This is a genomic window from Kitasatospora sp. NPDC058115 (assembly GCF_042884635.1).
Taxonomy (GTDB): domain Bacteria; phylum Actinomycetota; class Actinomycetes; order Streptomycetales; family Streptomycetaceae; genus Kitasatospora.
This window is the reverse complement of record NZ_JBHVTL010000031.1, coordinates 53,110-76,726: the sequence shown is the minus strand read 5'-3', so window position 1 is coordinate 76,726 and position 23,617 is coordinate 53,110. Positions and strand designations below refer to the sequence as shown.

Below are 23,617 nucleotides of genomic sequence, written 5' to 3'. Positions count from 1 at the left end.
GCCCGCCCCCGGCGGCGGGCCCTTCGGTCGGCCGGACGCTCACAACGCCTCCCCCAGTCGTAGCACGGCGCCCAGTCCCCGGCGCCGGGCGATCGCCGCCTCCAGGGCGGCGGCCGTCGTCATCAGCACGGCCAGCGCGACGCCGAGCCCCGCGGTGACCGTCCAGTCGATGTGTGTCGCGGGCTCGAACGGCCCGCCGGTGACGGCCCCCAGCCGCAGGCCGGGGCCCAGCACGGAGGGCAGCAGCAGGCCGAACGCGGTGCCGCCGAGCGCCGCCGCCAGCACCAGCGGCAGCAGTTGGAGCAGCTGCAGGGCGAACACCGCGCGTCCGCCGGTGCCCAGGGTGCGCAGGCAGGACGTCGTCCGGGCGCGTTCGCCGGCCGTGAGCAGCAGGTCCAGGGCGAACGCGGCGAGCCCGAGCAGCAGGCCGAGCACCGTGGTGACCCGGAAGGCCAGGTCCAGCGCGTGGGCCAGCCCGTCCGCGCCCAGTGCCTCCAGCTCGTGCGCACGGTCCCGCAGTTCGGCCTGCGGCCCGGCCGCTCCGCTGGGCGCGAGCTGGGTGGCGGCGGCGGCCCGCACCGCGGCCGGGTCCACGGCCGGTCCGCCCGCGGCCGGGTGGAGCAGGACGGCGGACGGGTCCGTCTGGGCGGGCAGCCGCCGCGCCGACGGGCCGGTGAACACCAGGACCGCGCCGCGCTTCGGCGCGCTGCCGAGCACCGGTCCGAGCACCGGGTCGCGCATCGCCTCCCGGGGCAGGGCGCCGACCACCCGGACCCGCGCCCGGGGCATGCCCAGGGCGGAGAGCACGAAGTCGCCGTCGGGGGCCAGGGCGGCGAGGCCGGGGTCGGCCAGCGCGGTGAGCACCGGAGCGTCGTCGCTGCCGCCGACCGGCGCGTCGGCCCCGGGGGCGGCCGCCAGGGCGCGGGCCATCGGGGAGGACGGCCGGGCGGCGCCGAGGGCGGCGGCGTCCAGCCCGACCAGCCGGGTGCCCTCGAAGGCGGTGCCGTCGGACTGCGCGACGAGGTCGCCGGTCGCGCCGGTGACGGTCACCTGGTGTCCCACGGTGGGGACCTTCGACAGGTCGCCGGCCAGCCGCTCCTTCGAGCCGACCAGCGCGACGGGCGCCCCGCCGGTGCGCCAGTCGGCGAGCTGCTCCCGGCCGTCGGCCAGGGTGCGCGGGATCAGGCCGCCGTAGACGCCGTAGCCCATGGCCGGCACCAGGACCAGCAGGGCGAGCGCCGCCGCGCCGCGCCGCTGCCCGGCGCGGGCCAGCGCCACCAGCGGGACCAGGCCGCGCGAACGGCGCGCCCCACGGCTCGCCCGGCGCAGCGCCGGCGGCAGCAGGCGCAGCAGCAGGCCCACCACGACCAGCGCCAGGAGCACCGGGGCGAAGGCGAGTTGGGGGTCGATGCCGGAGCTCGCGAAGGCGCCGCGGGTGCGCAGCGCGGCCAGCCCGCCGACGGCCGACAGCAGCACCAGGCCCTCCAGGACGAGCCGGCGCGAGCGCGGCCGCGGGCGGCCCCGCCCGGTCCGGGCGAGCAGGACGACGGCCGGCGCGCACCAGACCAGCAGGGCGGCGACCAGGACCGGACCGGACGGACCGAGCCCGGCGCCCGGCGGCGCGAGCGCACGGCCGATCGCTTGGCCCACCGCGACGCCCGCGCCGACCGCCACCGCGGACTCCAGCAGCAGGCGGCCCGCGATGCCGGCCGCACCGGCGCCGCGCGAGCGCTGGAGCGCGAAGGCGCCGGCCCGGCGGTGGACCCCGAGCCTGGCGGCGGCGAAGGCGGTGGCCACCACCACGGCGAGCAGGCCGGCCAGCGCGAAGCCCTGGAGCTGTTCGGTGCGCAGCCGCTGGGCGGCGAAGGCGTCCAGCTCCGGGGTGAGCCGGTCGGCGACGGAGAGCGTGCGCACCTCCTGGCCGGCCAGCAGGCAGGGATCGCTGCGGGAGGCGTCGCAGAGCCGGTCCGAGGGCGTGGCGCGCCACGCGGCCAGGTCCTCGCGTGCCGCGGCGATCCCGGCCGCGGTGGCGCCCGGCCCGGAGCGGTCGACGGTCAGCGGCAGCTCCCAGGTGACGTCGAAGCCGTGTTTCTGCCGGGCGAGCAGCTCGATCCCCCCGGCGCTGGTGAGCAGTTGGGCGTCCATCTCCCACTTGGTGCCGTTGCCAGCCGCGGCCAGCACGGGCCAGGGCCGGACCAGGAGCGGGGAGCGCTGCCAGAGCCGTTGCGCGCCGCGGTCGGTGCGGAAGACCCCGACCAGCACCGCCTCGGTGGACCACTCCGCCCCGGTCAGCTCGAACGGCTGCCCCAGCGCCAGGTTGAACTTCTCCCGGGTCGCCTCGGAGGCCGCGACCTCGACCGGTGGCGGCTTCTCACCCGGGATGCCCGGGGCCAGGTCCTCGGCGGGCTGCTGCGGCGCGCGGCCCCGGAGGTACTCGACCGGCCCGTCCGGGCCGTCGTGCTGGGCGTGGACCAGGGTCACGCCCGGCGGGTCGTCGCCGTAGAACGTGGCCACCCCGGGCCCGCGCACGCTCGCCAGGCCGGTGGTCACCCGGGCCCACGGGGTGCCGAGTACGGCGGTCCGCCGCAGACCGGCGGCGGCGCGCACCGCCCCGCCGATCCGGTCCAGGTCCCGGTCGAGCGTGCCGGGGGCCGGTGCCGGCCGCCACGGCGCCGGAACGGTGACGACGCCGGCGGAGAGCACCGGCCGGGACGGCTCCGCGCGGTCCACCCGGTCCGCGAGCGTGCCCGCCGCCAGCCGGTCGAACCGGGGCGGCCAGCTCAGCGGGACCGCCGTCAGCAGGACGGCGAGCAGCGCCAGCACGGCCGCGACCGGCCAGGCGGTCCGCGCCTCGCGCCGGATCAGGCGCAGTGTCAGCATGCCGGGCTCCCCCCGTCGAAGCGTCCGTCCGCAGGTGCGCCGCTCATCCGTCCTCCCCCGCGCGCAGGGCGCGGACCAGGTCGACCCTGGCCAGCAGCCGGGTGAGGACGACCACCGCGAGGGCGAGCAGCAGCCCGGCGACCAGCGCGGTGAGCACGGCGGCGGGCCGCCCCGGGGCGGTGGCCATGACCGGGAAGAGCGGGCCCGCGTTGTCGTCCAGCACGGTGAACTCCGGCAGCAGCGCGGCGAGCACCAGGCCCAGCAGCCCCCCGAGCAGCACCGGGGGCACGGTCACCGCCACCTGTTCGGCGCGCAGCAGCGCGGTCAGCTCGCCGCGCCGCACGCCCAGCGCGCGCAGCACCGCGAACTCGCGGCGGCGGGAGCGGGCGGTGCTCACGGTGTGCAGGGTCAGGGCGGTCACCGCGAACAGCGGCGCGGTGACCAGGACCAGCAGCCAGGCGCAGCGCAGTCCGGTCCGGAACGGGCCGTCCGCCAGGGCGGCGGCCACCTCCGGGACGCTCTGCGGGCGGCCGTACGCGCCGTGATCGTTCACGGCCGCCCAGGTGGCCGCCGGATCGTCGCTGGCCAGCCACCAGCGGGTGGCGGTGGGCGGGGGCGCCCCGGTGAGCGACCGGGCGGCGGCGACCGCGCGAAGGTCCAGCAGCAGGTGGCCTTGGGTCCGGTCGTAGCCGGGCAGCGCGTCGACGACTCCGGTGATCCGGACCTTCTGGGTGCCGCTCCCGTCGTGCTCCCAGGCGAGGTCGACGGTGTCGCCGGCCCTGGCGCGGACGGCGTCGAGCAGCGCGCGGTCGGCGAGCACGGGCAGCACCGGGAGTTCGGGGGCGCCGGTGCCGGTGCCGGGCCGCACCGTCAGGACCACGCCCGTGCGGGCGGCCCCGTTCAGCTCCTCCTGGGAGCGCAGCACCGCGTGCAGCAGATCGGCGCCGTCCGACTCCAGGGCGCAGGCGTCGGCGTGGTGGCCCGAGGCCGACGGGCGGCCGTCACCCCTGGGCGCCCCGGTGCCGGGGCAGCCGAGTGCCGCGGGCTCGACGGGGGCCGTGTCGGCGCGGGCCCAGCTGCGCCCCGGTGGCAGGGCCAGGTCGGTGCGCTGCCCGCCGGTGACGGCGCCGATCCGCTCCACGCGCAGGTCGAGGGTGGTGCGGGTGCGCTGCCGGCCGGTGAAGTCGACGCCGAGCCGGCCCAGGGTCAGCGGGTGGGCGCGCGCCGCGCCGTCGGCCAGCGGGACGGTCACGGTGTGCGGGTACCCGTCGGCCGTCAGCGGGACGCTCAGCTGCTCGGTCAGCCCGTCGGCGTCCTGGAGCCACAGCCGGAGTTCCGGGCCGGGCGCCGGGAGCGGACGGTCGGCGCTCGCCGTCACGGTCACCTCCAGTGCGCCCGGCTCGCCGGGCACCGGGATCCCCTGGGCGGGGGCGGCGGCGGTCAGCGGGGCCAGCAGCTCGGGGACCGGGCGGTCGGCGAGGTCCCGGCGCAGGAACGGCAGCCCGGCGGCGGAGGCGGCCGCGGTGTCGACGGCGACCGTCTGGACCACGGAGGAGCCCACGAAGGCCGACTGCTCGGCGACCGGGGTGAGCGCCGTGACGCCCGGCAGGGCGGCCAGTGCGCCGTGCTGGCGCACCGGCGGGCCCGACACCCCGGTCAGCCGCAGATCGGCGCCGACCGTGTGGGTCGCCCGGTCGCGGTCGCCGGCCGGCAGCGCGGCCAGCACCCCGGCGGCCAGGCTGCCGGCGGCCACCGCCAGCAGGGTCACCAGCACCGGCACCGCCTGACGGCCGGTGTCGCGGCTCAGCCGCCAGGCCCCCAGCGGCAGCACCAGTCCGCGGGCCCGGGCGGCCGCCCGTTCCAGCAGCCGCCCGGCCACCGGCAGCACCCGCAGCAGCAGGACCGCGCCGGCCACCGCCAGGGCGGCGGGGGCGAGCACCAGCGTCGGGTCGGCCCAGGAGTCGAACCCGGCGTCCGCGCCGCCGGCCACCACGCCCCGGTAGCGCCGCAGTTGGACGAAGCCGAGGGCCGCCACGGCGAGCAGCGCCAGGTCCGCGCCGGCCCGCTGAGGCCCGAGCAGCCGCGGCCCGCGCCGGCGCAGCGCCCGCAGGGCGCCCGGGTCCAGCGCCTGCCGGGCGAGCGGCAGCAGCAGCGCCGCACCGTGCACCAGCAGCACGAATCCCGCGGCCCACCGGACGGTCCCGCCGTCGTCCGCGGCAAGGCCCCGGGCCCCGGCGGCGTGCAGCACCCCGGCGAGCAGCGGCCGGGCCAGCAGCAGCCCGCAGAGTGCCGCCGGCACCACCGCCACCGCCCACTCGCCGGCCGCCGCCGCGAGCAGCCGGACCGCGCCCGCGCCCCGGGAGCGCCGCAGCGCCTGGTCGGCGGCGAGGACGTCGGCCAGCCGGCGGGCCGTCAGCACCAGGACCACCGCGGCGAGCAGCGCGAGCAGGGCGCCCGGGACGGCGACCTCGGAGCGGACCGTCAGGGCCGGCAGCACCTGGCCGTCGACCGCGGCGGGCAGGGTGCTGAAGACCGCGGTGTCGGCCAGCGCCGGTTCGGCGCCCCGGTAGACCGAGCGGCCGGTGTCCGAACGGGTGAGGACGGCCACCCGGCCGCGCAGCGCGGCGAGTTCGGACAGGCTCGACCCGCCGGTGTCGGGCAGGGCCAGCCAGACGGCGAGCGCCCGGTCGCCGTAGCGGGGCAGCGCGGTCAGTGCGGCGCCGTCGGTCAGCATCAGCGGGCGGCCCGCGCCGTCGGCGCCGCCGAGGCCGGTCCAGAGCGCGGCGGCGTCCGGGTCGGGCCGGTAGACGCCGGTCACGGCGAGGGTGAGCGGTTCGCCGGTGCCCGGGTGCCGGACGGCCAGGGTGGCGCCGCTGTCCACACCGAGCCGGTCGGCGGCGTCGGCGGGCAGGGCGACGCGCAGCGCGCCGTCGGCGGCCGGGGCGGTGCCCGGGGCGTCCGGCCAACTGCCGCTGCGCAGACGGGCGTAGCGGTCGGCGCCGGGCAGCGAGACCGGGACGGCGGCGAGCACGGTGTCGTCGGCCCGCTGGCGGGCGGCGGGCGGCAGCGGCAGGTTGACCGCGGCGGCGCCGCGCACCGCGGTCTCGGTGCGGAACGGGGTGCCGGCCATCGTCCGGGCCAGCGCCGCGCGCACCGCCGGGTCGGCGGCGGGCAGCCCCTGCGCCGACCAGCGTCCGCTCACCTCGACCGCGTGGCCGGCGTCGGCGGCGAGCCGCTCGCGCACCCCGGCGGTGGCGGCCGACCGGGCCAGCCCGGCCACCGCGGCGAGCACCGCGGTGGCCACCAGGACGCTCACGGCCACGGCCGCGAGCACCGGTCCGCGCCGCCGGATCCCGCGCCCGACTCCCACCAGTAGCATCCGCCGCTCCCCTCGCCGCCCTCCCCACCGAAGGGGCGGACCGCGCCACGGTCCCCTCTGTGGCTCGGAGTTGAGGTTCTACCACAGTGACCCGCATGTGGTCTGTACCAATCCTGGCACGAGCCCGGATTCTGCCCGACGGACCGACAGGTCACCTACGGGAAGGGCGGTTTGTGTCCGTCCGGGCCGACTCCCTGCCCGGACGGACCGGCTGCGGACGGACAGGCTGCGGACGGACCGCGCTGCGGGCCGGCTGCCGGATCAGGGGGTGGTGGGGAGGGCCGGGTCGAGAACCGGCCCTCCCGGGACGAGAACAGGCCCGTTCGGGTCGACGACGGGCCCGGTCGGAACCACCGGCCCGCCCGGGTCGACGGTGGTGTCGGACGGGACGTAGTGCAGGTCACCGGAGAAGAAGATCTGCGCACCGGTCGCGAGGGTGGTCGGCGCGCTGAGGCAGACCTTCAGCTGGGTGACGGCGAACGGCCCGCCGCCGACCCAGTAGTTGACGTTGTAGGCGTTCCTGCACTGCTGCTGCCGCGAGAGCTGCAGCATCGAGGGGAACGACGGGAGGGTCGCGAAGCCGGGATCGGGCGCCTGGGCCACGTTCACGGGCCCGGGATCGGTGGCGGGCCCCTGTGCGGCCTGCGCGGTCCCGGCGGCCAGCGCCAGCAGCGGGGCCAGCACGGCCGCGGTGGCCGCCGCGGAGACCGATCGGCGAAGACTCATGGGAGAACGCTCCTTCGGGAGGACGGAATCGCCGGCGCCCGGCGCCCTCTCGGCGGCCGGCGCCACGGACCGAAATCCTCGCGGTCCCGGCCGGTTCGGCGGTATCCCATGTTTCTGGTCCGTTTCCCGGCGCGACGCATCACCGCCTCGGGCGCCTTGGCCGTCCGCAGTCATTTGACTGATGCCGCGGCCCGCGTCCGGGCGGCAGTCTCGTGGTGCGGCGAGCCCGGCCCGGGGCCCGTCGCGCCCGAGCACTGTCATCCGCCTGTGCCACAGCCGCAGGCAGACCCGGAAAGCGAGTCCCATCGTGGCCCTCAAGTCCTCCAAGCCGGCGACCGTCCTCGCGGGCGCGGTCGCCGCGGCGGCCCTGCTCCTCACGGCGACGCCGGCGTCCGCCGCCAACCCCCCGTACGACGGCTGCCCCGGCTGGGCGCTCTGCCTCTACCAGAACGGCGGCGGCACCGGCTCGAAGGCGATCGTCACCGCGCCGCCGGCCGGCAGCGGCTCGATCGTGCGGCTGACGCAGGTCCACTTCCTGAACGGGGACCTGGCCAACAACCAGGTGTCGTCCTGGATCAACAACACGCAGTGCGGGATCGAGTTCTGGGACGACCCCTACGGCGAGCTCCACCCCTCCATCCTGGACTACGCGCCGGCCTGGAGCTGGGGCTACAAGGGCGACTACGACGCCGGCACCAACCACAACTACCTCAACGACCGGATGTCCGGTCTGCGCTTCTCCTGCTAGCGACCGCGTCCGGTCCGCGGGCGCCGACCCGCCGGACCGGACCGTTCGCCACCCGCCCCCGTCCCGCAAGGAGCCGGGGGCACTTCCGTGACTCCCCCCGGAACGAGGTCCCGTGAAACGTCCACGTCCGACGGCCGCACTGCTGTCCGGCCTGCTGCTCTCCGCCGTCCTGCCCGCGCTCGTCCCCACGGCTCCGGCCGTCGCGGACCCGCTGCCGGCCGGCACCGTCACCGCCGGTCCCGGAGCCGAAGGCCCGGACCTGAGCTTCGCCAACCGCACCGGCCCGGCTCCGGGCATGCCCGACTGGTCCCGCGCGGGCTTCCGCGGCGGCCGGCAACTGCCCGGCAGCGGCGGCCTGACCGGTGACGCCGGCTGCCGCATCACCCCGGACAGGCTCGCCTCCCAGTACTCCGTCCGGCCCGACGACGGGGTCGACGACACCACCGGCCTGCAGCGGGCGATCGACGACATCAAGGCCAACTGCTCGCCCAACGCCAACTTCGACAGCCTCTCGCTGATCTCCCTGCCGGCCGGCCGGATCGACCTCTCCCGGCAGATCTACGTGGACGCCGACTACCTCGTCCTGCGCGGCCAGGGTTCCGGCGCCGGCGGCACCCGCCTGGTGTTCCGCCCCGACACCAACACCCGCTACGACACCCTGGTCAACGGCCGCTGGGACCAGGACAGCATGAAGGCCGGCAGCGGCAGCGACGTCGGCACCGGCGGCTGGATCTGGCCCGGGCGCGGCCTGTTCCGCGTCCAGACCCGGGACATCGCCGAGCGCTACCAGGACGACTGGGCCGCCGCCCCGGCGAACCGCAAGGACATCTTCGAGGGCAGCGTCAACCAGCACTGGGCCTCCGGCATCAAGGTCGCCGCCAAGGCCGCCGACCCCGGCTGGGCGGCCCGCCAGGGCCAGGACGTCGTCCAGCTGGACCCCAAGGCCGACATGAAGAAGTTCGCCCCGGGCGGCTACGTCTGGGTCGGCGCGGCCAACAGCGTCAAGTTCTACGAGCAGCAGGGCGTCTCCGACCGCAGCCAGATGGACAACCTCCACATGCGGCAGCAGATGTTCCGCGTCAGCGCGGTCGACGCCACGGCCAGGACGGTCACCCTGGACCGCCCGCTGGAGTGGGACCTGCCGGTCGACTCCACCTCGGACGGCTCCCCCGCGCTCGGCGACAAGCCGTACGCCAGCAAGGTCACCCCGCTGAAGGTCGTCCAGGGCGTCGGCTTCGAGGACTTCGCCTTCACCCAGGACATGAACGGCCTGCCCAGGCTCGGCGGCGGCAGCTACAACCTGACCCCCGACCAGGCCGTGCACAACTACGGCAACATGGCGCCCGAGTACGCGATGCACGGCATCGTCTTCAAGTGGGCCGCCAACGACTGGGCGCGCGGGCTGAAGGCCGAGATGACCGGCTCGCACCCGATCGTCACCGAGGACGCCCGCAACCTCCAGATCGAGCGCAACAGCTTCGACGGCGCCTGGAACAAGGGCAAGGGCGGCAACGGCTACCTGCGCGGCAGCCGGGTCTGGGACTCGCTGTACGCCTACAACCTCAGCCGCAACCTGCGCCACTTCACCTTCCAGTGGTCGGCCGGCGGCAACGTCGCCTTCCGCAACGACCTCGACTCCGACCTCAACCTGCACGGCGGGTGGGAGCACAACAACCTGTTCGAGCAGAACACCCTGCGGGTCCCCTACGAGCACCGCTCCGGCAACTGCCAGACCAACTGCGGCGGCGAGGGCGGCGAGATCGACGAGGGGACGTGGTACCCGGTCTGGTGGGCGGCCGGCCCCAAGGCGGTCAAGTGGTCCGGCTCCTCCGGCCCGCAGAACGTCTTCTACAACAACACCATGGTCAAGCAGGCGACGCCGGGCGGCCCGTTCGCGCCGTACGCCCCGTACGGCAGCCAGTCCGGCACCGCCTTCCAGTTCGGCTCCGCCAACGGCAACCCGCAGCGGTTCCAGCCGCTGAGCCAGGGCGGCCGGGCGATCCCGGACTGGACCGGCCGGGAGACCCTCGACTTCGCCGGCCAGGGCGTCGTCCCCACCGACGTCGGCAAGCGGCCCTCGCTGTTCCTGCGGGACACCGGCGGCGAGCTCGACCCCCGGACGAACAACCGCCGCAAGATCGCCACCTGGAACATGCAGGGCGCGGGCACCGGCGGCGGGACGGGCGAGGGCTCCGCCGCCTACGAGAGCAAGTACACGCTGGGAGTGAACCAGCTGGCGGTGCAGAACCGGGCCGACATCATCGCCCTCCAGGAGGCCGGTGCCCCGCCCAGCGGCGCGACGTTCTCGCAGGACATCCCGCAGAACCCGGAGGTGTTCTTCGACTGGATCGGCCACGCGCCGCCGGTCCGCGAGTACCGGTACGGGGGGACGGCCGCCAGGCCGCAGAACTACCTGTACTGGCTGCACACGGACACCGATCCCAACACCTCGACGGGCCGGGTCAACCTGGCCATCATGACCCGCTCCCAGGTCCCGTCCCAGGACGTGTACGTCGTCGGGGCCGGGCTGTACAGCGGCTCCACCGGCCGGCCCGCGCTCGGCGTCAACGTCGACGGCGTCGTGTACTTCACGGTGCACGGCCTCTCGGGGAGCGGCGGCGACGATCCCGACCTGCTGCGGAACATCCGGACGCGGATGGCCACCGCCGGACCCAACGGGACCCCGCTGCCCTGGATCGCCCTCGGCGACTACAACCGTGCGCCGCTGCCCCCGGCCGACCCGACCGAGCCGGACAGGTCGCTGGCCACCGCGGTCGCCGGTGAGTTCACGGTGCACGCCCCGGCGGTGCCGACCCATCCGACCGTCCGGCGGCTGGGCTCGAACACCCCGGACCGCGTCCTCGACTACGCGGCCGTTCCCGTCGGCAACGCGAATCCCACCGTCCTCGGGCTCAACCGGGCCGACATCCTGCTGTCGGACCACTACCCCGTCGTGATGGAGGTCGGCAACCTGCCGAACCCGCCACGGTCGCAGACGGTGACGGTGCCGGTGCCGAACTCCGCCGTCCTGCGCAACGCCGCCACCACCAACGTGGCCGCCCCCGGCAGCAGCACCCACGTGGTCAGTGACCAGCCGGTCAACCGGGCCAACGTCCAGGGACAGGTGTTCAGCCTGACGCCCGACCCCGAGTACAGCGGCTACTACCGCCTGTTCCACGCCACCGTGCCCTACCCCGGCCGCTACCTCGGGCAGGAGGGCGGGGCCCGCGACGCCCGGACGGTGCTGTGGCCGAGCCCGGCGCTCGACCAGCTCTGGCAGCCGGTCTCCCACGGCGACGGCACCTGGACCCTGCAGAACTACGTCACCCGCCAGTTCCTCACGGACCTCGGCCCGGGCCTCGGCGTCGTCGGCCTCGACCAGACCGGCTCGGCGGCCCAGCGCTGGTTCCTCCAGGACCCCCAGGAGAGCACCCGGCTCACCGAGATCGTCGCGACGGACTCCGGCGACGCGAACACCACGCTCTCGGTCGACGGCATGGACACCGCGCCCTACCCGGTCTACCTGGCCCCGGACCTGCACGGGAACAACCAGCGGTTCAGCACCATCGCCGCAGGACCGGACGGCGACGACAACTGCGTGTACCTCGTGTACGGCCGCCAGTACGTCAACTCCACGACGGCCCACCCCGGGACCCCGCAGAACGGCGACGTCGTCACCATGGGCGACTACCGCCCCAACGACAACGGCTACCTGTGGTGCAGGACCAACGACGGCCCGAACGGGACGCTGCTGTCCAACTTCTCCAGCCCCTACGAGCACCTCGACCTGACCCGCAGCACCGTGGTCGACACGGTCACCATCACCCGCCCCGGACTCGCCACCGCCCGGCTCCACTGGCTCTTCCGCTCGGTCACCCAGTAGCCGGCGGGTCCCCGGGGCCGACACGGCCCCGGGGACCCGACCCCGGCAAGGCGTGGCGCACGGTGAACATTCGCACACGCACCGTAGGCTTCGGGGCAGTCGGGCCGCCCGCCGCCCGCAAGGAGGAGCGTCATGTCGAAGTTCAAGGCCACGATCTCGGCGAAGACCAAGGACAGGAAGGTCGAACGGATCAAGCGGTACCTGGAACTCAACGACTACGACGTCGAGTTCTCCCCCAGCCTGGACGCGGACATCGTGGTGACGGGCGTGGGCCCGGCGCCTCTCAAGAACCCCACGATCGCCAAGCTTGCCGAGCAGCTGGGCCTGCTGCTCCCCAGGACGAAGGAGGCGTACGACCTCGTCGTGATCGGGGGCGGCCCCGCCGGCCTGGCCGCGGCCATCAACGCCCGGAGCCTCTACGGCCTCACCACGCTCATCATCGAGCAGTACGCCCCGGGCGGGACGGCCGCCACGTCGATCAACGAGATCGACAACTACTTCGGGTTCGATGACGGAATCGAGTCCAGGCTGCTGTGCCACAAGGCCGTCGTCCAGGCGAAGAAGTTCGGGGTCGAGTGGCTGCCCGGCTACGGTGTGACGAAGCTGGATCTCAGCAAGGATCCGAAGACGACGAAGCACAAGATCACCGCGACCAACCCCGAGGGCTCCCCGGACGTCACGGTGGAGGCCTCGCTGGTCCTGCTCGCCACCGGTCTCGTCCCGCGCAAGCTGACGCAGAAGACCGCCGCCGACTTCGAGGACCAGGGCATCTCCTACTACGCCCTGCCCGGGGACGCGGAGGGCGTGACGAAGAAGGACACGATCATGGTCATCGGTGGCGGCGACTCCGCCGGACGGGCCGCCCTGATGTTCTCCGCCACGGGGGCCGACGTCATCCTGCTGATCCGCGGCAAGACCGCGGGCGCCGACATGCTCAAGGTGGTCTACGACAAGGTCAAGGAGGACAAGAACATCAAGGTCGTGGCCGACACCGAGGCCATCGAGTTCAAAGCCGCCACGTCCGCGAACGCGAAGCTGACGGTGAGCACCGGCGAGACCGGCAAGACCATCGTCACCAAGTCGTACGACGTCACCGCCGTCTACGCCGTCATCGGTGCCGACCCCGACACCAAGTGGATCGAGGACGCGGGCGTCACCGTAGTCCGCAAGCGGAAGCCGGACGGCACGAAGGCGAAGTACGGACTGGTCGCCACCGACCTGGACATCTACTACGACGCGATGAGGGACGGCACGTTCGACCCCAAGACGCACGCGGAAGAGCTCACGAACGTGACCGCCATGGCCACCAACAAGCCCGGCGTCTTCGCGGCCGGCGACGTCCGTTTCCGCAGCGAGCGCCGCATCCCCAGCGCCGTGGGCGAGGGTACGGCCGCCGCCCTGGCCATGAGCAACTACCTGCTGGGCAAGCCCGAGGTCCTCTACGCCCTGGTGCGCCGGGCGGCACCCGCCTACTACCTGTCCTGATCTCCCGTTCGACCGGCAGAGAACGGACCGGACGGTCCCCACCGACGAGGTCGTCCGCGAGCCTGTCGGCCGTCACCCGCACCGTGCACAATCAGCCGTATGACGATCACCACGGTCGCGCCACCCTCGCGCACCACGCCCGCGGGCCTCGCCCTGGGGTTCCTGACGGGTGGCGCGATCGGGGTGTCGGTGACCGCGTTCATCGGCGGGTGCGTCGTCGGGAAGGCGCCGCTGATCGTCCTGGGGCTGGCTCTGCCCGCGGTCTACGGCCTGGTCTTCCACCTCTGCACCCTGCCGCGCCGCTCCCGTGAGAGTGCCGTCGCGCCGCGCACGGCGCTCGCGATGATCGAGAGCCTGGAGGCCGTCGGGAGCGACACCAGTGACGTGCCGGTGCGGTTCGAGCTGACCGTCGCACCGGACGACGCGCCGGCGTACCGGGTCGAGATCCGGCAGGACGTCAACCTCGTGGAGCTGCCCGACTACCGCCCGCGCGGGATCGTGGTGGTCGAGTACCAGCCGGACCGGCCCTGGAAGGTCCGGATCGTGACGCGGCCGACACCGGCGTGGGAGGAGCGGGCGGCCGGCGCGCGCCTGGACTCGGCGCCCGGTCCGGCCATGAGGAACGATCCCCCGGAGAGCCGTGCCGGTGGGTTCCTCACCCTCCTCGGCCTGCTGCTCGGCGTGGCCGGCGTACTTCTGTTCTTCCGCGCCGACCTGTTCGGCCACGGGGGAAGCGGCGCCGCCCCGAATCCGCCCGTCTCCTCCTCGTCGTCCTCGTCGTCCACGACCACCGTCACGTCGGCGACCGGCACGGTCACCCTCGGGCCGGACCAGTCGATGCTCGACCGCGGCGAACTGCGCAAGGCCGTCGAGTCATTGACGCAGGACGGGGACACCCGCCAGGCACTCACCGTCGTCGTGCAGGACCGCCTGCTGACGGTCGTCTTCTCCCCCACCGGCGTGCGGACCGCCGGGTTCGACCCCCGCTCGCTGCCCTTCGATCGCGTCGCCGCGCTGGTCGAGGAGGCCAGGACCGGCCTCGGCGTCGACTCCCCGCGAAGCTGGCAGCTGACCGCCGACGCCGTCGGCGGCTCGCTCACGCTCAGGGTCGTGGTGACCGGCGACCGGGGCACCGGAAGCCTGGAAGCGGACGGGCAGGGCACAGTACTCCGGCACAACGGCAGTTGACCGGATCGGACCGGATCGGCCGGAGGAGAACGCGTGGGGTGGCATGAGTCACTGGTGCTGTGGTGTGCGGTGTGGGGTGCGGCGGCGCTGATCGGGGTCGGCATGTCGCTGGCCGGCGTGACCAAGGCGCAGCGGACGGTCCGGCTCACGGGGCGGATCGACCGGGTGCGGGCACCCCGGCACGGCGGGTCCCGGTCGGGCGGGATATCGGTGGTCGTCTCCTACCGCGACCCGGCCTCCGGGCAGGACGTCATCGTGACGAACGACGGTGAGCGCGGCGAGATGATCACCTCGGCGTGGGAGGGCCGGGAGATCGGGCTCAACCATCCGCGGGGCAGGCCGCACGCCTACCGGTTCTCCGACGTCCCCGAGAAGCCCGCGCGCGGGCTGGGCCTGCCGAGCTGCGCGGCCTTCCTGGTCTACGCCGGGCTGGTGGTCCTCGCCTCGGTCGACTGGGGGTGGCCGTGGGCGCTGATCGGTTCCGGCGGGCCGCTGGCACTCCTCGGCGCCGTTCAGCTGCCCGGGGCGGTGCGTGCCGGGAACGACCGCCTCGGCAGGCTGGCCGCGATGGAGACCGTGCAGGGGCGGGTCGTCGCCGTCCTGAAGGACGTCAGCGTCGACCAGGACGACGGCCACACCACGACCACGATCACCCCTGTCGTGTCGTTCGTGACGCGCGGGGGCACCGTCGTCACGGCCCACTGCACGTCACACCTCCCGGACCCCGCCGGCGCGTACGGCCGTGAGGTCACGGTCCACTACACGGCCGCCGACCCGGCCGAGTTCACGCTGGACCGTGCCGCGGAACGCCGCTCGGAGCAGTGGGACGTGCGGATTCACGCCCTGGTGATCGCTGTGCTCGCGGCGGTGGCCGTGGCGGGCGTGGTGTTCCTTCGGGTCTGAGAAACAGAACGGCCGGTCGATCCGAGGATCGACCGGCCGTTCTCTGTGTGGGGCACCGACGAAACTCCCTGATCAGGGCATTTGCAAGCGCTGAGCGGAGCGTGTTCCCGCGCTGTACGTGATCGTTTCCCGCTCCGAACCCGCTCTGGGTGTCCGATCTGATCATTAGGCTTCCGCCCATGACCAGTGACCCCGGGTTCACCTGCTCGTGCTGCGGCGAGCACCACGCAGAGCTGCCGATGAACTACTCGACAACGGCCCCCTACACTTGGGACCCGAGCTACGACGAGGCCCCTGACTGCCTGCTCTCATCGGATCAGTGCGTCATCAAAGCACAGCACTACTTCGTCAAGGGCCTGATCGAGATACCAATCATCGGCAGCAGCGACGTCTTCTCCTGGGGCGTCTGGGTCTCCCTGAGCCGCGAGAACTTCGCCCGCGCCGCAGACCTCTGGGACACGCCAGGGCGCGAATCCGAGAAGCCGTACTTCGGCTGGCTGACCACCGAGCTACCCATCTACTCGCCCAGCACCATCAACCTGAAGACCAACCTCCACACGAGGCCGGTCGGTCAACGTCCCCTCATTGAGCTCGAACCCACCGACCACCCCCTTGCCGTCGAACAGAGGACGGGCATCACCCGCGATCGCGTGCGCGAGATCGCCGAGGCCGTTCTCCACTCCGCCAACGACGGCTCCTGACCATGACCGGCCAGGATTGGGAGGACGACCCGGCATACCGGGAGGTGGTGCGAGCATTCGTGGACGGGGATCCGCTCAACCAAGTGGATGGGCCCCTCGACGTTCGCGCAGTGGTGGCGGGTATTCATCCGAAGGCCAAAGGCGGGTTCCTGCTGGAGGAGGTGCCATGGGACCGCTTCCCGGAGGGCGCCAGGGTTCGGGAAGTCATGGAGCGGATGCGCTCGGGCGACGACGCCGCCGTTGACAGGGCGCTCGGCGTGCTGATCGGCCTGTGTGCCGACGACATGAGGGCCGCGGTCGCCCCGGCGGTGCCCTTCCTGATTCGGATCGGTACCGGTCCGGAGGCCGGCTACCGCGCTGAGGCCCTGACCGTGGTGGGCGAGGCAGCCCGCATGCGGCACCAGGGCGTTTGCACGCGTGCCGACATGCTGCGATTCCGTGACGATGACGAATGGTCCTTCGAGGTCACCGGCTACCTGCAGAACTGGTCGGTGCAGGCTGCCCGCGGCGCGATCGCCGCGGACACAGATCTTCTTCTGCCCCTGCTCGACGACCCCGACCACGCAGTGCGCATCGCCACCGCATACGTGCTGGCAGCCGCCTCCGACCGCGCGCAAGACGTCCTTACCGCGTTCCGCGCCCGCCTGCTCGCCGAGCACAACCCGGCCGCCCGCGCGGGCTTGGTCCTGGCGATCGCGCAACTGGCCCGGGCGCACCAGGACCTGGAGACGATAGCGTGGATGCAGGCCTACTGGTCCGACCCCTCACGATCGCCCGAGGTGCGCGCGAGCGCCGCGCTGGGGTGGCTATGCCTCACCGATCTGCCAGTCCCGAACGAGCTACGCGCCACGGTGGACGATGTCGCCACCGACGAGACAGCCCTGTTGATGGCACCGCTGCCGTGGATACGCGCGGTCGAGACGGCTGTGGGCAACGGCCTCCACCGCTGCCTGCGCAGCATGCTGGACCCCGACATGACTGACATCGAGGGCTGCGACGACCCGTGGTCCTGACCACGGGTCGATCACCAAGCAAGCCTTGCCCGGCAGGTTCCTCAGCAGCAAGGGATCAACGGCCCGCGACAGACATGCATGCAGCGGTGCGGCGCCTGGGCCTGGCAGGCTTTCCAAGGACTTTCCTTTCCTTACCTCCTGTCGATTTTCCGGATATTTCCGGCGCACACATAATCGAGGGGTAGGTCCGCCCTGCCACCCTTGACTACCTGGCATTTCCTTACCCCTGTGCTACTTCTTTCGAGTGGGACCTGGCTGTCGGGTTCGGTTTTTTGATTCTCGATTGGATAGCGTCAGGCTTATGTTTGCTGACCTACCACTGGCCGAAGCTGCCAAGGACCCCGAAAAGTACCTGCCCCAGTTCCAGGAACAGATGGGCGAGACCCGTGACAAGCTCCGGCTCCTCGCCGGTATCGTGCGGGAGCTGCAGAAGATTCAGGCATCCACCGAGAACCTGAAGTACATCGCCGAACACGGCGTTCCGCGACCGCGGGAGAGTACGGAGGGTTCGCGTCGGACCGACCGCGCACGCGGCCAGGAGGCGGGCGCTGACGACTCCGAGGGCACGGAGTCGTCGCCGTCAAGGCGCGAGCAGGTGCTGGTCCTGCTCGGCCAGACACCTCGGCGAAGCTGGAAGGTGCGAGACATCGCCCGCGCCCTGCACATCGAGAACGTGAAGAGCCTGCGGACCAGCATGGATGAGTACGTCCGGAACGGTGTCGTGCACAAGAACCACGACACCTCGACGTACTTCCTCGGAGATTCGACCGCCCAGACGTTCTTCTAGTGCATTTATGCGAGTGTGGCCGCCGCCGGTTTTCGCGGACCGACGGCGGCCGTTGATGCGGAAGCCGCCGACCTACCAAAGTCTGGGTTTCGCGCGTCGCCGTCCACTTTAGCCCCTGGCGGATTTGAGTGGTGCGGCTTCGCGCGGAATCCGTATTCCCTTCGCCCGAAGGAAGTACGAGCCGTGCCGTCATTCTGTTCTTCACCCATGTCCTCCGCCGGTCCACCTGCCCCGGGGGGCGGGTCACATCGCGCGTCCCGGCCACAGATCAGTTTCGAGGGCGCGTTCGAGACTGGCGATGGTCAGCAGGTCCGGCCAGCCGGAGCCAGCGAGGACGTTGGCGATGGTCTGCCGGTTGATCCCGGAGGCTCGGGCAAGCCGGTTGGCGCTGAGGCCGCGGTCGTTCATCGCGCTGGCGAGGCGGCGGGCGAGGGCCTGGGCGACGCGGGCACCGTGGTGCTCGGCCAGTGCGGCATCGGGCCAGGTCCCGGTGAGGACGAAGGCGCGCGGGGAAAGCGCGCGGGGAGAGTCTCCAGGCACATCGTCCAGTCTCTCCCACTCCGATCCTCTGATTCCGCCCCAGCGAAGGATGCTAATCCGCTAGCGTGCGAGTCCATTAGCAACCTTCCTGCCGGCTTCTACCAGTGGCGGTCCGTCATCTCCCGCTACATCGACAACTACACCCCGCGTCCGGCCCCGCCGTCCTGGCCCCGGCTGGCTCCGGAGGTCCGCCGGGTCGTCAAAGCGGCAGAGCCGCTGCTGCCCTACACCGCGCGCGAGCTCCTGGGCCCGCTCGCTCGCCTCGCGGTGTTCGCCGATGGGCAGGGCATGGCGTCGAACGCGCAGTGCTGGCTGTCGCGGGAGGTGATCGAGCGGTTCGTTCTGGTGGGCTGTCCCACGGCCGGAGAGGCAACCCGCGGTAACTACCGCTCGCGGTTGTTGCGGCTCCGTGAGGCCGTGATCGGCCCGGAGATGGCCACGGGGCGCCCCGTCAAGCTGTCCGCATCGACGGCCTCGCGTCCGTACGCCTCCAGCGAGATCACTGCCCTGTGGTCGTGGTCACTCGGCCAGCCCACGGCCGAGCTGCGGCACGGCTGCCGGACTCTGCTGGCGCTGGGCCTGGGATGCGGGCTCGACTCACCGGAGATCGTTCCCTTGAGGGCGCACGACGTGCGGGCCACCGGAAGTGGCATGACGGCGGTCGGGGTCCGTGGCGCCCGGTCGCGCGTGGTGGTGTGCCGTCGGCCCTGGGAGCAGGTTCTTGCCGATGCCGCCCACGAGGCCAGCGCGCCAGGTGCCGCCACCTACCTGTTCCGGCCCGGTGCCCTCGCGCGTGCGAAGAACACCGTCACCAACTTCCTTGCCCGTACCGTGCCGGATCCCGCATGCCCACCGCTGCAGTTGGGTCGGGCCCGAGCGACCTGGTTGGTCGGTCTCATCGACGAGGGCCTGCCGTTGCCGGTGATCCTGGCCAGCGCCGGCCTGGAGACACTGCACGGACTGACCCGCGTGCTCCCCTTTCTCCGCCCTGTCCCCGCCGAGCGAGCCGCCGAACTGTTGCGGGACGGCGTGTGACCGATCGCCCGGCACCACCGCGCTTCCCACGGGTCGCGGATGCCGACGTCGAGCGCGCCCTCGACTCGGTCTGCGACGCGGGTACACGTGCTGAGCTCTCCAGCCTGGTGCACCACGACATGGGCAGGCATCGGCTGCTGACCGTGGAGGGGCTGCTTGCCGGGATGCAGTTGTGCGCCGAACGGCACAACGGCCAGGTCCTGCTCGACCGCACCACCGCAATCCTCCAGTGGGCGGTCAGCCCTCGCATGCGCGACCGCTTCCACATCCCCGAGCGCCCCGACAGCGCTCGCGGCTTCGAGGCGTCCTACGCGGTGGTCCGCCGTCTGTTCCACCAGCTCCTCGCCGCAATGGACCCGTCGGTCCTGCCCAAGAACCGCCGTATCGACAAGGCCGACGCCGCCCGGATCTCAGCCGCCGCCGATACCGGCGATCTGTGGCGGCGCGCTCAGGTCCTGCTTCGGGTCACCAACGCGCTGGTCGACGCCTCTCTCACCGACCTGCGTTCCCATCTGGACCGGCATTGGGACGGGTCGACCGCTGTGGATGCCACACCCATCCGCACCTTCGCGAAGGGCGTACGCACCGCGGGTCCGGAGCTTGCGACCGATCCCGATGCGGGCTGGTACGTCCGGGAGGGCGACCACCGAGACCCCGACACGCTGCCTGCAAAGGCCTCGCCCAAGCGCAAGGGCGCCAAGGCAACCGAAGGGCAGGCCCGCCGGAGACGCAGTGCGAAGACCCTGTTCGGCTACGACGCCACCCTGGCCGTCGCCCGCAATCCTGCCCACGACGGAGCCCCCCACCCTGACGGATCCCCCGACCCGCGTGCTGTCCCGGCCGTCGTCACCGGCTTCACCCTCGACAAGCCCGGGCACGCACCCGGCCTCAACGCCACCCGCGTGCTGACCGATGTCCGCCGTCGTGGCCACCCGGCCGGGTTCCTCGCCGGCGACCGCGCGTTCAACAACTCCGTCCCCGACCAGTTCCAGCTGCCCACCCGGACCTTGGGCTACCGACTGGTCTTCGACTACCGGCAGGACCAACTGGGCGTCCAGGCCGGCACAGCGGGCGCGCTCCAGGTCGAGGGCCAGTGGTACTGCCCCGCCATCCCGCAGCCGCTCATCACGGCGACGGCGGACCTCCACAACTCCCATATCGACCAGTCCACTTGGGCCGCCAGGATCGCCGCCCGCGTCCCCTTTCAGCTCGTTCCCAAGCAGCACCCGGACGCTGAGGGACACCAGCGGATGAGCTGTCCCGCCTCCGCCGGACGCCTGCAGTGCCCGCTCAAGAAGACCAGCATGGGACGCGATCCTCGCCTGCCGGTCGCCGATCCCGCACCCAGTCCCGTCGGCCCGGCGAAGATCTGCGCCCAGCACACCATCACGATCGCCCCCGAGAGCGGAGCCCAGCACCACCAAGCCCTGGTCTATGGCAGCCCGGACTGGCAACGCGTGTACTTCAGGCTCCGCAACAGCGTCGAGCACTTCAACGGATACGCGAAAGACCCGATCAGCGAAGCCATTGAGCTCTCCGGCCGGCGACGCATCCGCGGCATCGCCGCCCAGACCTTCCTCCTCGCATTCCAGCTCGCCCACGCGAACAGAAGGAAGATCGACCGCTGGCTCGACACCCTCCCTGTCGACGACCAGCCACCACGCCGCCGACCAACCCGACGGCGCAAGACCAAACCCCTCGGCACCTGGACCCCCACCGGCCACCTAGAACAAGCGGTCTGAGGCAGCACCGAAACGGTCAACCAGGCCCTGGCCTGCCCACAAGCGGCCGCAGCTCCCTCCAGCAGGCGGGATGTTCCTGTCCCATCAGCACAAACGCCGAAACGGCGCCTCCCTCAGCGACTCTCGTCACTGCGGGAAGCACCGTTTCGTCGGTACTTCTGTGTGCGCGAGGGGGGAGTTGAACCCCCACGCCCTTTCGGGCACTGGAACCTGAATCCAGCGCGTCTGCCTATTCCGCCACCCGCGCAACTGGGTGATGGGTAAATAGTAGCCCACCCCCGGGGGTGCTCCTAACCAACGGGGAGGGAGCCGTCCCCGAGGGAGGTGAGGAAGGCCTGCCAGGAGGCGGCGGGGAAGAGGAGGACCGGCCCGGAGGGGTCCTTGGAGTCACGCACCGGAACGACGCCGGGGGTAGGGGACGCGAGGGCCACCTCGACGCAGTCGCCCCCGTCCGGTCCGCTGTAGCTGCTCTTGCGCCAAGCGGCCGTGTCGATCTCGAACCTCGCCATCCCGGTAGCCCTCCATCGCATCGGCAATCAGCTCCAGCGATTCCCTCACCGAGAGCACTTCCCCCCGAAGCAGATCATAGCCACGACGATGTGCCGCCACGATGGCCGGAGCATCGCTCAGATGCCCCCTGTCCAGACTTTCCGAGTAGACCCAGTTCCGCCCATCGGGCATCTCCAGCAACACCATCGACGTCTTGATCACCGTATGCCGCCCGGCGAACGGCGCCACCTGGATGCTGATGTTGGGAAGCCGGGCGACATTGAGCAGGTGCTGCATCTGGCGACGCATGACCGCCGGACCGCCCAGCTCCGACCTGATCGCGCTCTCATCCAGAACCGCCATCAGCAACGGACCATTCGAACCGAGGAAGCGCTGCTGCCGACCGATGCGAGCGGCAGTCCGCTCAGCGATCAGCTTGGCATTTCCCGCCGCTTCACCAGCCGTGAACATCTCCTGGGCATACTCCCGGCACTGCAGCAGGCCGTGCATGAATCCGTACTGGAAGAGCCGGAGAGCCACCGCCTCGGCTTCCAGGTCCGCACGGTCCCGAAACCAGTCCGGGTGCTCGATCTCCGCATTCCAGTCCACCCGGTTCCCACAGCCGCTTCAGCGAGCCGCCCGTGTCCAGCAGCCGGTCCGCATCCTCGACCATCTCGGGCTGCATCCGGCGCTTGCCGCTCTCGCAGCGCGTCAGCACGGTTCGGTCGCAGTGCAGGAGTTTGGCCAACTCCTCCTGGGTGTAACCGGCCAGCTCCCGATAGAACCGCAGCTCCTCGCCGAACATCACCGCCGAGCTCGCCGTCGGTCCCCGCTTGATCCTCCGGTGTGCCATGACCGCTCCCCTCACGTGCCGCACACACCCCGCACGGCGATCTGGTCGTCACCGTACCTCCGAAAGCCGATGATTGATCTCGGAACGGAGTTATTCGCTTGCGCAGCGTGATTCACGCGCCCCATTCGCGCGCCCGTTCCAATCCCCCCTCACCCCCGGAGGTCCCCATGCCCTGTCACCGGCCTCGCGACTTCGCCGCCCGACTCACCCCCCGGACCGAATCCACCCCCCTCGCCCGCACTATCCTCCGCGCCTATCTCGTCGGGATGCCGCAGGGCCAACGATTCTCCGACGTCGGCGAGTTGATCCTCGGCGAGCTCTTCGCCAACGCCGTCCGGCACGGCGACGCGCCGCCGGACCGCCTCATCGAGATCCGGTTCGCCGTCATCGCCGGCCGCCTCCGCATCGAGGTCCACGACGCCGGCACCGGCCGCCCCACCCTCCAGCCCCCGGCCTCCCCCGACGACGAGCACGGCCGCGGCCTCTCCTCGTCAACGAGCTCGCCGAACGCTGGGGTTGCCGCCCCCGCGCCGGCGGCATCGGCAAGTTCGTCTGGGCCCTCATCGCCCCCGCCCCCGACTTCACCGATCTCAGCCTCGACAGCACCCCGAAGCTCGCCCCGGCCTGACCCAGGGCGACCACACCGCCGACCCGGCATGGTGTACTTCTTCGGGCACCCAACTCCCTTAGGAGACAACATTGTTCCGTGCCATGACACCGAAGGACTTCCACTTCCCCACCGACCGGGAGACCGCGCTGGCGTTCGGCGAGCCGGTGGCCGTCCTGCGGGACGCGCCCGCCGACTGGCCCGTCGCCATGGGCCGCCATTCCTTCAACGACTTCTTCTACCAGATCGATGTCGGCTACCACCTGCCGGACGGCGAGCCGGTGGGCACGGTCTCGACCGTCCTGCAACTCGCCGAGCCGACCAATGAGTTGCTCAACTTCATGGTCAACAGCGGGCGGTCCGCCGAGGGCGTCACCGACCAACTTCCCTACCTCGGCCGGGACATCAGCCTCGACTCGCTCCTCGTCCCCGTGCACGCCCACCATCACCAGGACTGCTTCAGCGCCCACCTCCCCCGGCTCCCCCATGAGACCGGCTGCATCGTGGTGACCGGCGTGTCGGCGTACTGGTCCACGCTCTCCGCGCTCGTCCTGCGCGCGCCCGCCGACTTCCCGGACACCCACCTCCACAGCCGATAGCCGCCCACACCCATTCGTGCGCACGCAGATCACCCGCTCGGCGCGCGCGGATTGCGGCC

General features: G+C 72.4%; 17 protein-coding genes, 1 tRNA gene and 2 pseudogenes. 12 read left to right on the top strand and 8 right to left on the bottom strand.

Annotation, left to right across the window (positions count from 1 at the left end):
* Positions 1–39: 39 nt before the first annotated feature.
* The 3 genes from ACFVVL_RS29115 to ACFVVL_RS29105 form a co-directional block, all read right to left on the bottom strand.
* Complete coding sequence (locus tag ACFVVL_RS29115; protein ID WP_387680433.1) at positions 40–2,880, bottom strand: hypothetical protein; 2,841 nt, start codon at positions 2,878–2,880, stop codon at positions 40–42.
* Positions 2,881–2,923: 43 nt separating this feature from the next.
* Complete coding sequence (locus ACFVVL_RS29110) at positions 2,924–6,259, bottom strand: FtsX-like permease family protein (protein ID WP_387680430.1); 3,336 nt, start codon at positions 6,257–6,259, stop codon at positions 2,924–2,926.
* A 261-nt stretch (positions 6,260–6,520) separates the two neighbouring features.
* The gene (locus ACFVVL_RS29105) at positions 6,521–6,985 is read right to left on the bottom strand and encodes a hypothetical protein (RefSeq protein ID WP_380287584.1); all 465 of its coding nucleotides are present in this window, start codon (positions 6,983–6,985) and stop codon (positions 6,521–6,523) included.
* A 307-nt stretch (positions 6,986–7,292) separates the two neighbouring features.
* On the opposite strand from ACFVVL_RS29105, the gene ACFVVL_RS29100 reads away from it, so the two are divergent.
* From ACFVVL_RS29100 to ACFVVL_RS29065, 8 genes are all read left to right on the top strand, one after another.
* A complete protein-coding gene (locus ACFVVL_RS29100) occupies positions 7,293–7,733 on the top strand; it encodes a peptidase inhibitor family I36 protein (RefSeq protein WP_380287585.1) in 441 nt (146 codons plus the stop codon).
* A 112-nt stretch (positions 7,734–7,845) separates the two neighbouring features.
* The gene (locus ACFVVL_RS29095) at positions 7,846–11,616 is read left to right on the top strand and encodes an endonuclease/exonuclease/phosphatase family protein (protein ID WP_387680427.1); all 3,771 of its coding nucleotides are present in this window, start codon (positions 7,846–7,848) and stop codon (positions 11,614–11,616) included.
* Between the two features lie 132 nt (positions 11,617–11,748).
* Positions 11,749–13,101 (top strand): NAD(P)/FAD-dependent oxidoreductase, encoded by a 1,353-nt coding sequence (locus ACFVVL_RS29090; RefSeq protein WP_387680424.1) that lies wholly within the window; start codon positions 11,749–11,751, stop codon positions 13,099–13,101.
* Between the two features lie 99 nt (positions 13,102–13,200).
* Complete coding sequence (locus ACFVVL_RS29085; protein ID WP_387680421.1) at positions 13,201–14,289, top strand: hypothetical protein; 1,089 nt, start codon at positions 13,201–13,203, stop codon at positions 14,287–14,289.
* A gap of 33 nt (positions 14,290–14,322) precedes the next feature.
* Positions 14,323–15,192, top strand: a complete 870-nt coding sequence (locus ACFVVL_RS29080) for a DUF3592 domain-containing protein (protein ID WP_387680418.1) — start codon at positions 14,323–14,325, stop codon at positions 15,190–15,192.
* A gap of 239 nt (positions 15,193–15,431) precedes the next feature.
* Positions 15,432–15,893 (top strand): DUF2199 domain-containing protein, encoded by a 462-nt coding sequence (locus ACFVVL_RS29075; RefSeq protein ID WP_387680475.1) that lies wholly within the window; start codon positions 15,432–15,434, stop codon positions 15,891–15,893.
* A 2-nt stretch (positions 15,894–15,895) separates the two neighbouring features.
* Positions 15,896–16,906 (top strand): hypothetical protein, encoded by a 1,011-nt coding sequence (locus tag ACFVVL_RS29070; protein ID WP_387680415.1) that lies wholly within the window; start codon positions 15,896–15,898, stop codon positions 16,904–16,906.
* A 301-nt stretch (positions 16,907–17,207) separates the two neighbouring features.
* Positions 17,208–17,693, top strand: a complete 486-nt coding sequence (locus ACFVVL_RS29065; protein WP_387680412.1) for a hypothetical protein — start codon at positions 17,208–17,210, stop codon at positions 17,691–17,693.
* A gap of 243 nt (positions 17,694–17,936) precedes the next feature.
* Here ACFVVL_RS29065 and ACFVVL_RS29060 read toward each other — a convergent pair whose 3' ends face one another.
* Positions 17,937–18,233 (bottom strand): helix-turn-helix transcriptional regulator, encoded by a 297-nt coding sequence (locus ACFVVL_RS29060; protein ID WP_387680409.1) that lies wholly within the window; start codon positions 18,231–18,233, stop codon positions 17,937–17,939.
* Positions 18,234–18,521: 288 nt separating this feature from the next.
* On the opposite strand from ACFVVL_RS29060, the gene ACFVVL_RS29055 reads away from it, so the two are divergent.
* Positions 18,522–19,268 carry a hypothetical protein gene (locus tag ACFVVL_RS29055; protein ID WP_387680406.1) on the top strand — a complete coding sequence of 249 codons (747 nt, stop codon included), beginning with the start codon at positions 18,522–18,524 and terminating at the stop codon, positions 19,266–19,268.
* Positions 19,265–21,010 carry a hypothetical protein gene (locus ACFVVL_RS29050; RefSeq protein WP_387680403.1) on the top strand — a complete coding sequence of 582 codons (1,746 nt, stop codon included), beginning with the start codon at positions 19,265–19,267 and terminating at the stop codon, positions 21,008–21,010. The genes ACFVVL_RS29055 and ACFVVL_RS29050 overlap by 4 nt, the downstream gene beginning before the upstream one ends.
* Before the next feature lie 163 nt (positions 21,011–21,173).
* Here ACFVVL_RS29050 and ACFVVL_RS29045 read toward each other — a convergent pair.
* From ACFVVL_RS29045 to ACFVVL_RS29030, 4 genes and pseudogenes are all read right to left on the bottom strand, one after another.
* Positions 21,174–21,257 (bottom strand) — tRNA-Leu (locus ACFVVL_RS29045).
* 43 nt (positions 21,258–21,300) lie between these two features.
* On the bottom strand, positions 21,301–21,441 hold the full coding sequence (locus ACFVVL_RS29040) for a DUF397 domain-containing protein (RefSeq protein ID WP_387680400.1): 141 nt from the start codon (positions 21,439–21,441) through the stop codon (positions 21,301–21,303).
* A complete protein-coding gene (locus ACFVVL_RS29035) occupies positions 21,398–22,108 on the bottom strand; it encodes a DUF5753 domain-containing protein (protein ID WP_387680396.1) in 711 nt (236 codons plus the stop codon). The genes ACFVVL_RS29040 and ACFVVL_RS29035 overlap by 44 nt, the downstream gene beginning before the upstream one ends.
* Positions 22,109–22,181: 73 nt before the next feature.
* Positions 22,182–22,304, bottom strand: a pseudogene (locus ACFVVL_RS29030) (helix-turn-helix domain-containing protein); the annotation flags it as partial.
* A gap of 215 nt (positions 22,305–22,519) precedes the next feature.
* On the opposite strand from ACFVVL_RS29030, the pseudogene ACFVVL_RS29025 reads away from it, so the two are divergent.
* Both ACFVVL_RS29025 and ACFVVL_RS29020 read left to right on the top strand, forming a co-directional pair.
* Positions 22,520–22,777 (top strand): annotated as a pseudogene (locus ACFVVL_RS29025) (ATP-binding protein); the annotation flags it as partial.
* A 286-nt stretch (positions 22,778–23,063) separates the two neighbouring features.
* Positions 23,064–23,558: a hypothetical protein gene (locus ACFVVL_RS29020; RefSeq protein WP_387680481.1), complete on the top strand. Its 495-nt coding sequence runs from the start codon at positions 23,064–23,066 to the stop codon at positions 23,556–23,558.
* Positions 23,559–23,617 lie beyond the last annotated feature (59 nt).

Excerpts from the sequence above, each read along its gene's own strand:
- ACFVVL_RS29115 (WP_387680433.1), bottom strand. The coding sequence starts at position 2,880 with ATGCTGACACTGCGCCTGATCCGGCGCGAGGCGCGGACCGCCTGGCCG.
- ACFVVL_RS29110 (WP_387680430.1), bottom strand. The coding sequence starts at position 6,259 with ATGCTACTGGTGGGAGTCGGGCGCGGGATCCGGCGGCGCGGACCGGTG.
- ACFVVL_RS29105 (WP_380287584.1), bottom strand. The coding sequence starts at position 6,985 with ATGAGTCTTCGCCGATCGGTCTCCGCGGCGGCCACCGCGGCCGTGCTG.
- ACFVVL_RS29090 (WP_387680424.1), top strand. The coding sequence starts at position 11,749 with ATGTCGAAGTTCAAGGCCACGATCTCGGCGAAGACCAAGGACAGGAAG.
- ACFVVL_RS29085 (WP_387680421.1), top strand. The coding sequence starts at position 13,201 with ATGACGATCACCACGGTCGCGCCACCCTCGCGCACCACGCCCGCGGGC.
- ACFVVL_RS29075 (WP_387680475.1), top strand. The coding sequence starts at position 15,432 with ATGAACTACTCGACAACGGCCCCCTACACTTGGGACCCGAGCTACGAC.
- ACFVVL_RS29070 (WP_387680415.1), top strand. The coding sequence starts at position 15,896 with ATGACCGGCCAGGATTGGGAGGACGACCCGGCATACCGGGAGGTGGTG.
- ACFVVL_RS29065 (WP_387680412.1), top strand. The coding sequence starts at position 17,208 with ATGTTTGCTGACCTACCACTGGCCGAAGCTGCCAAGGACCCCGAAAAG.
- ACFVVL_RS29055 (WP_387680406.1), top strand. The coding sequence starts at position 18,522 with ATGGCGTCGAACGCGCAGTGCTGGCTGTCGCGGGAGGTGATCGAGCGG.
- ACFVVL_RS29020 (WP_387680481.1), top strand. The coding sequence starts at position 23,064 with ATGACACCGAAGGACTTCCACTTCCCCACCGACCGGGAGACCGCGCTG.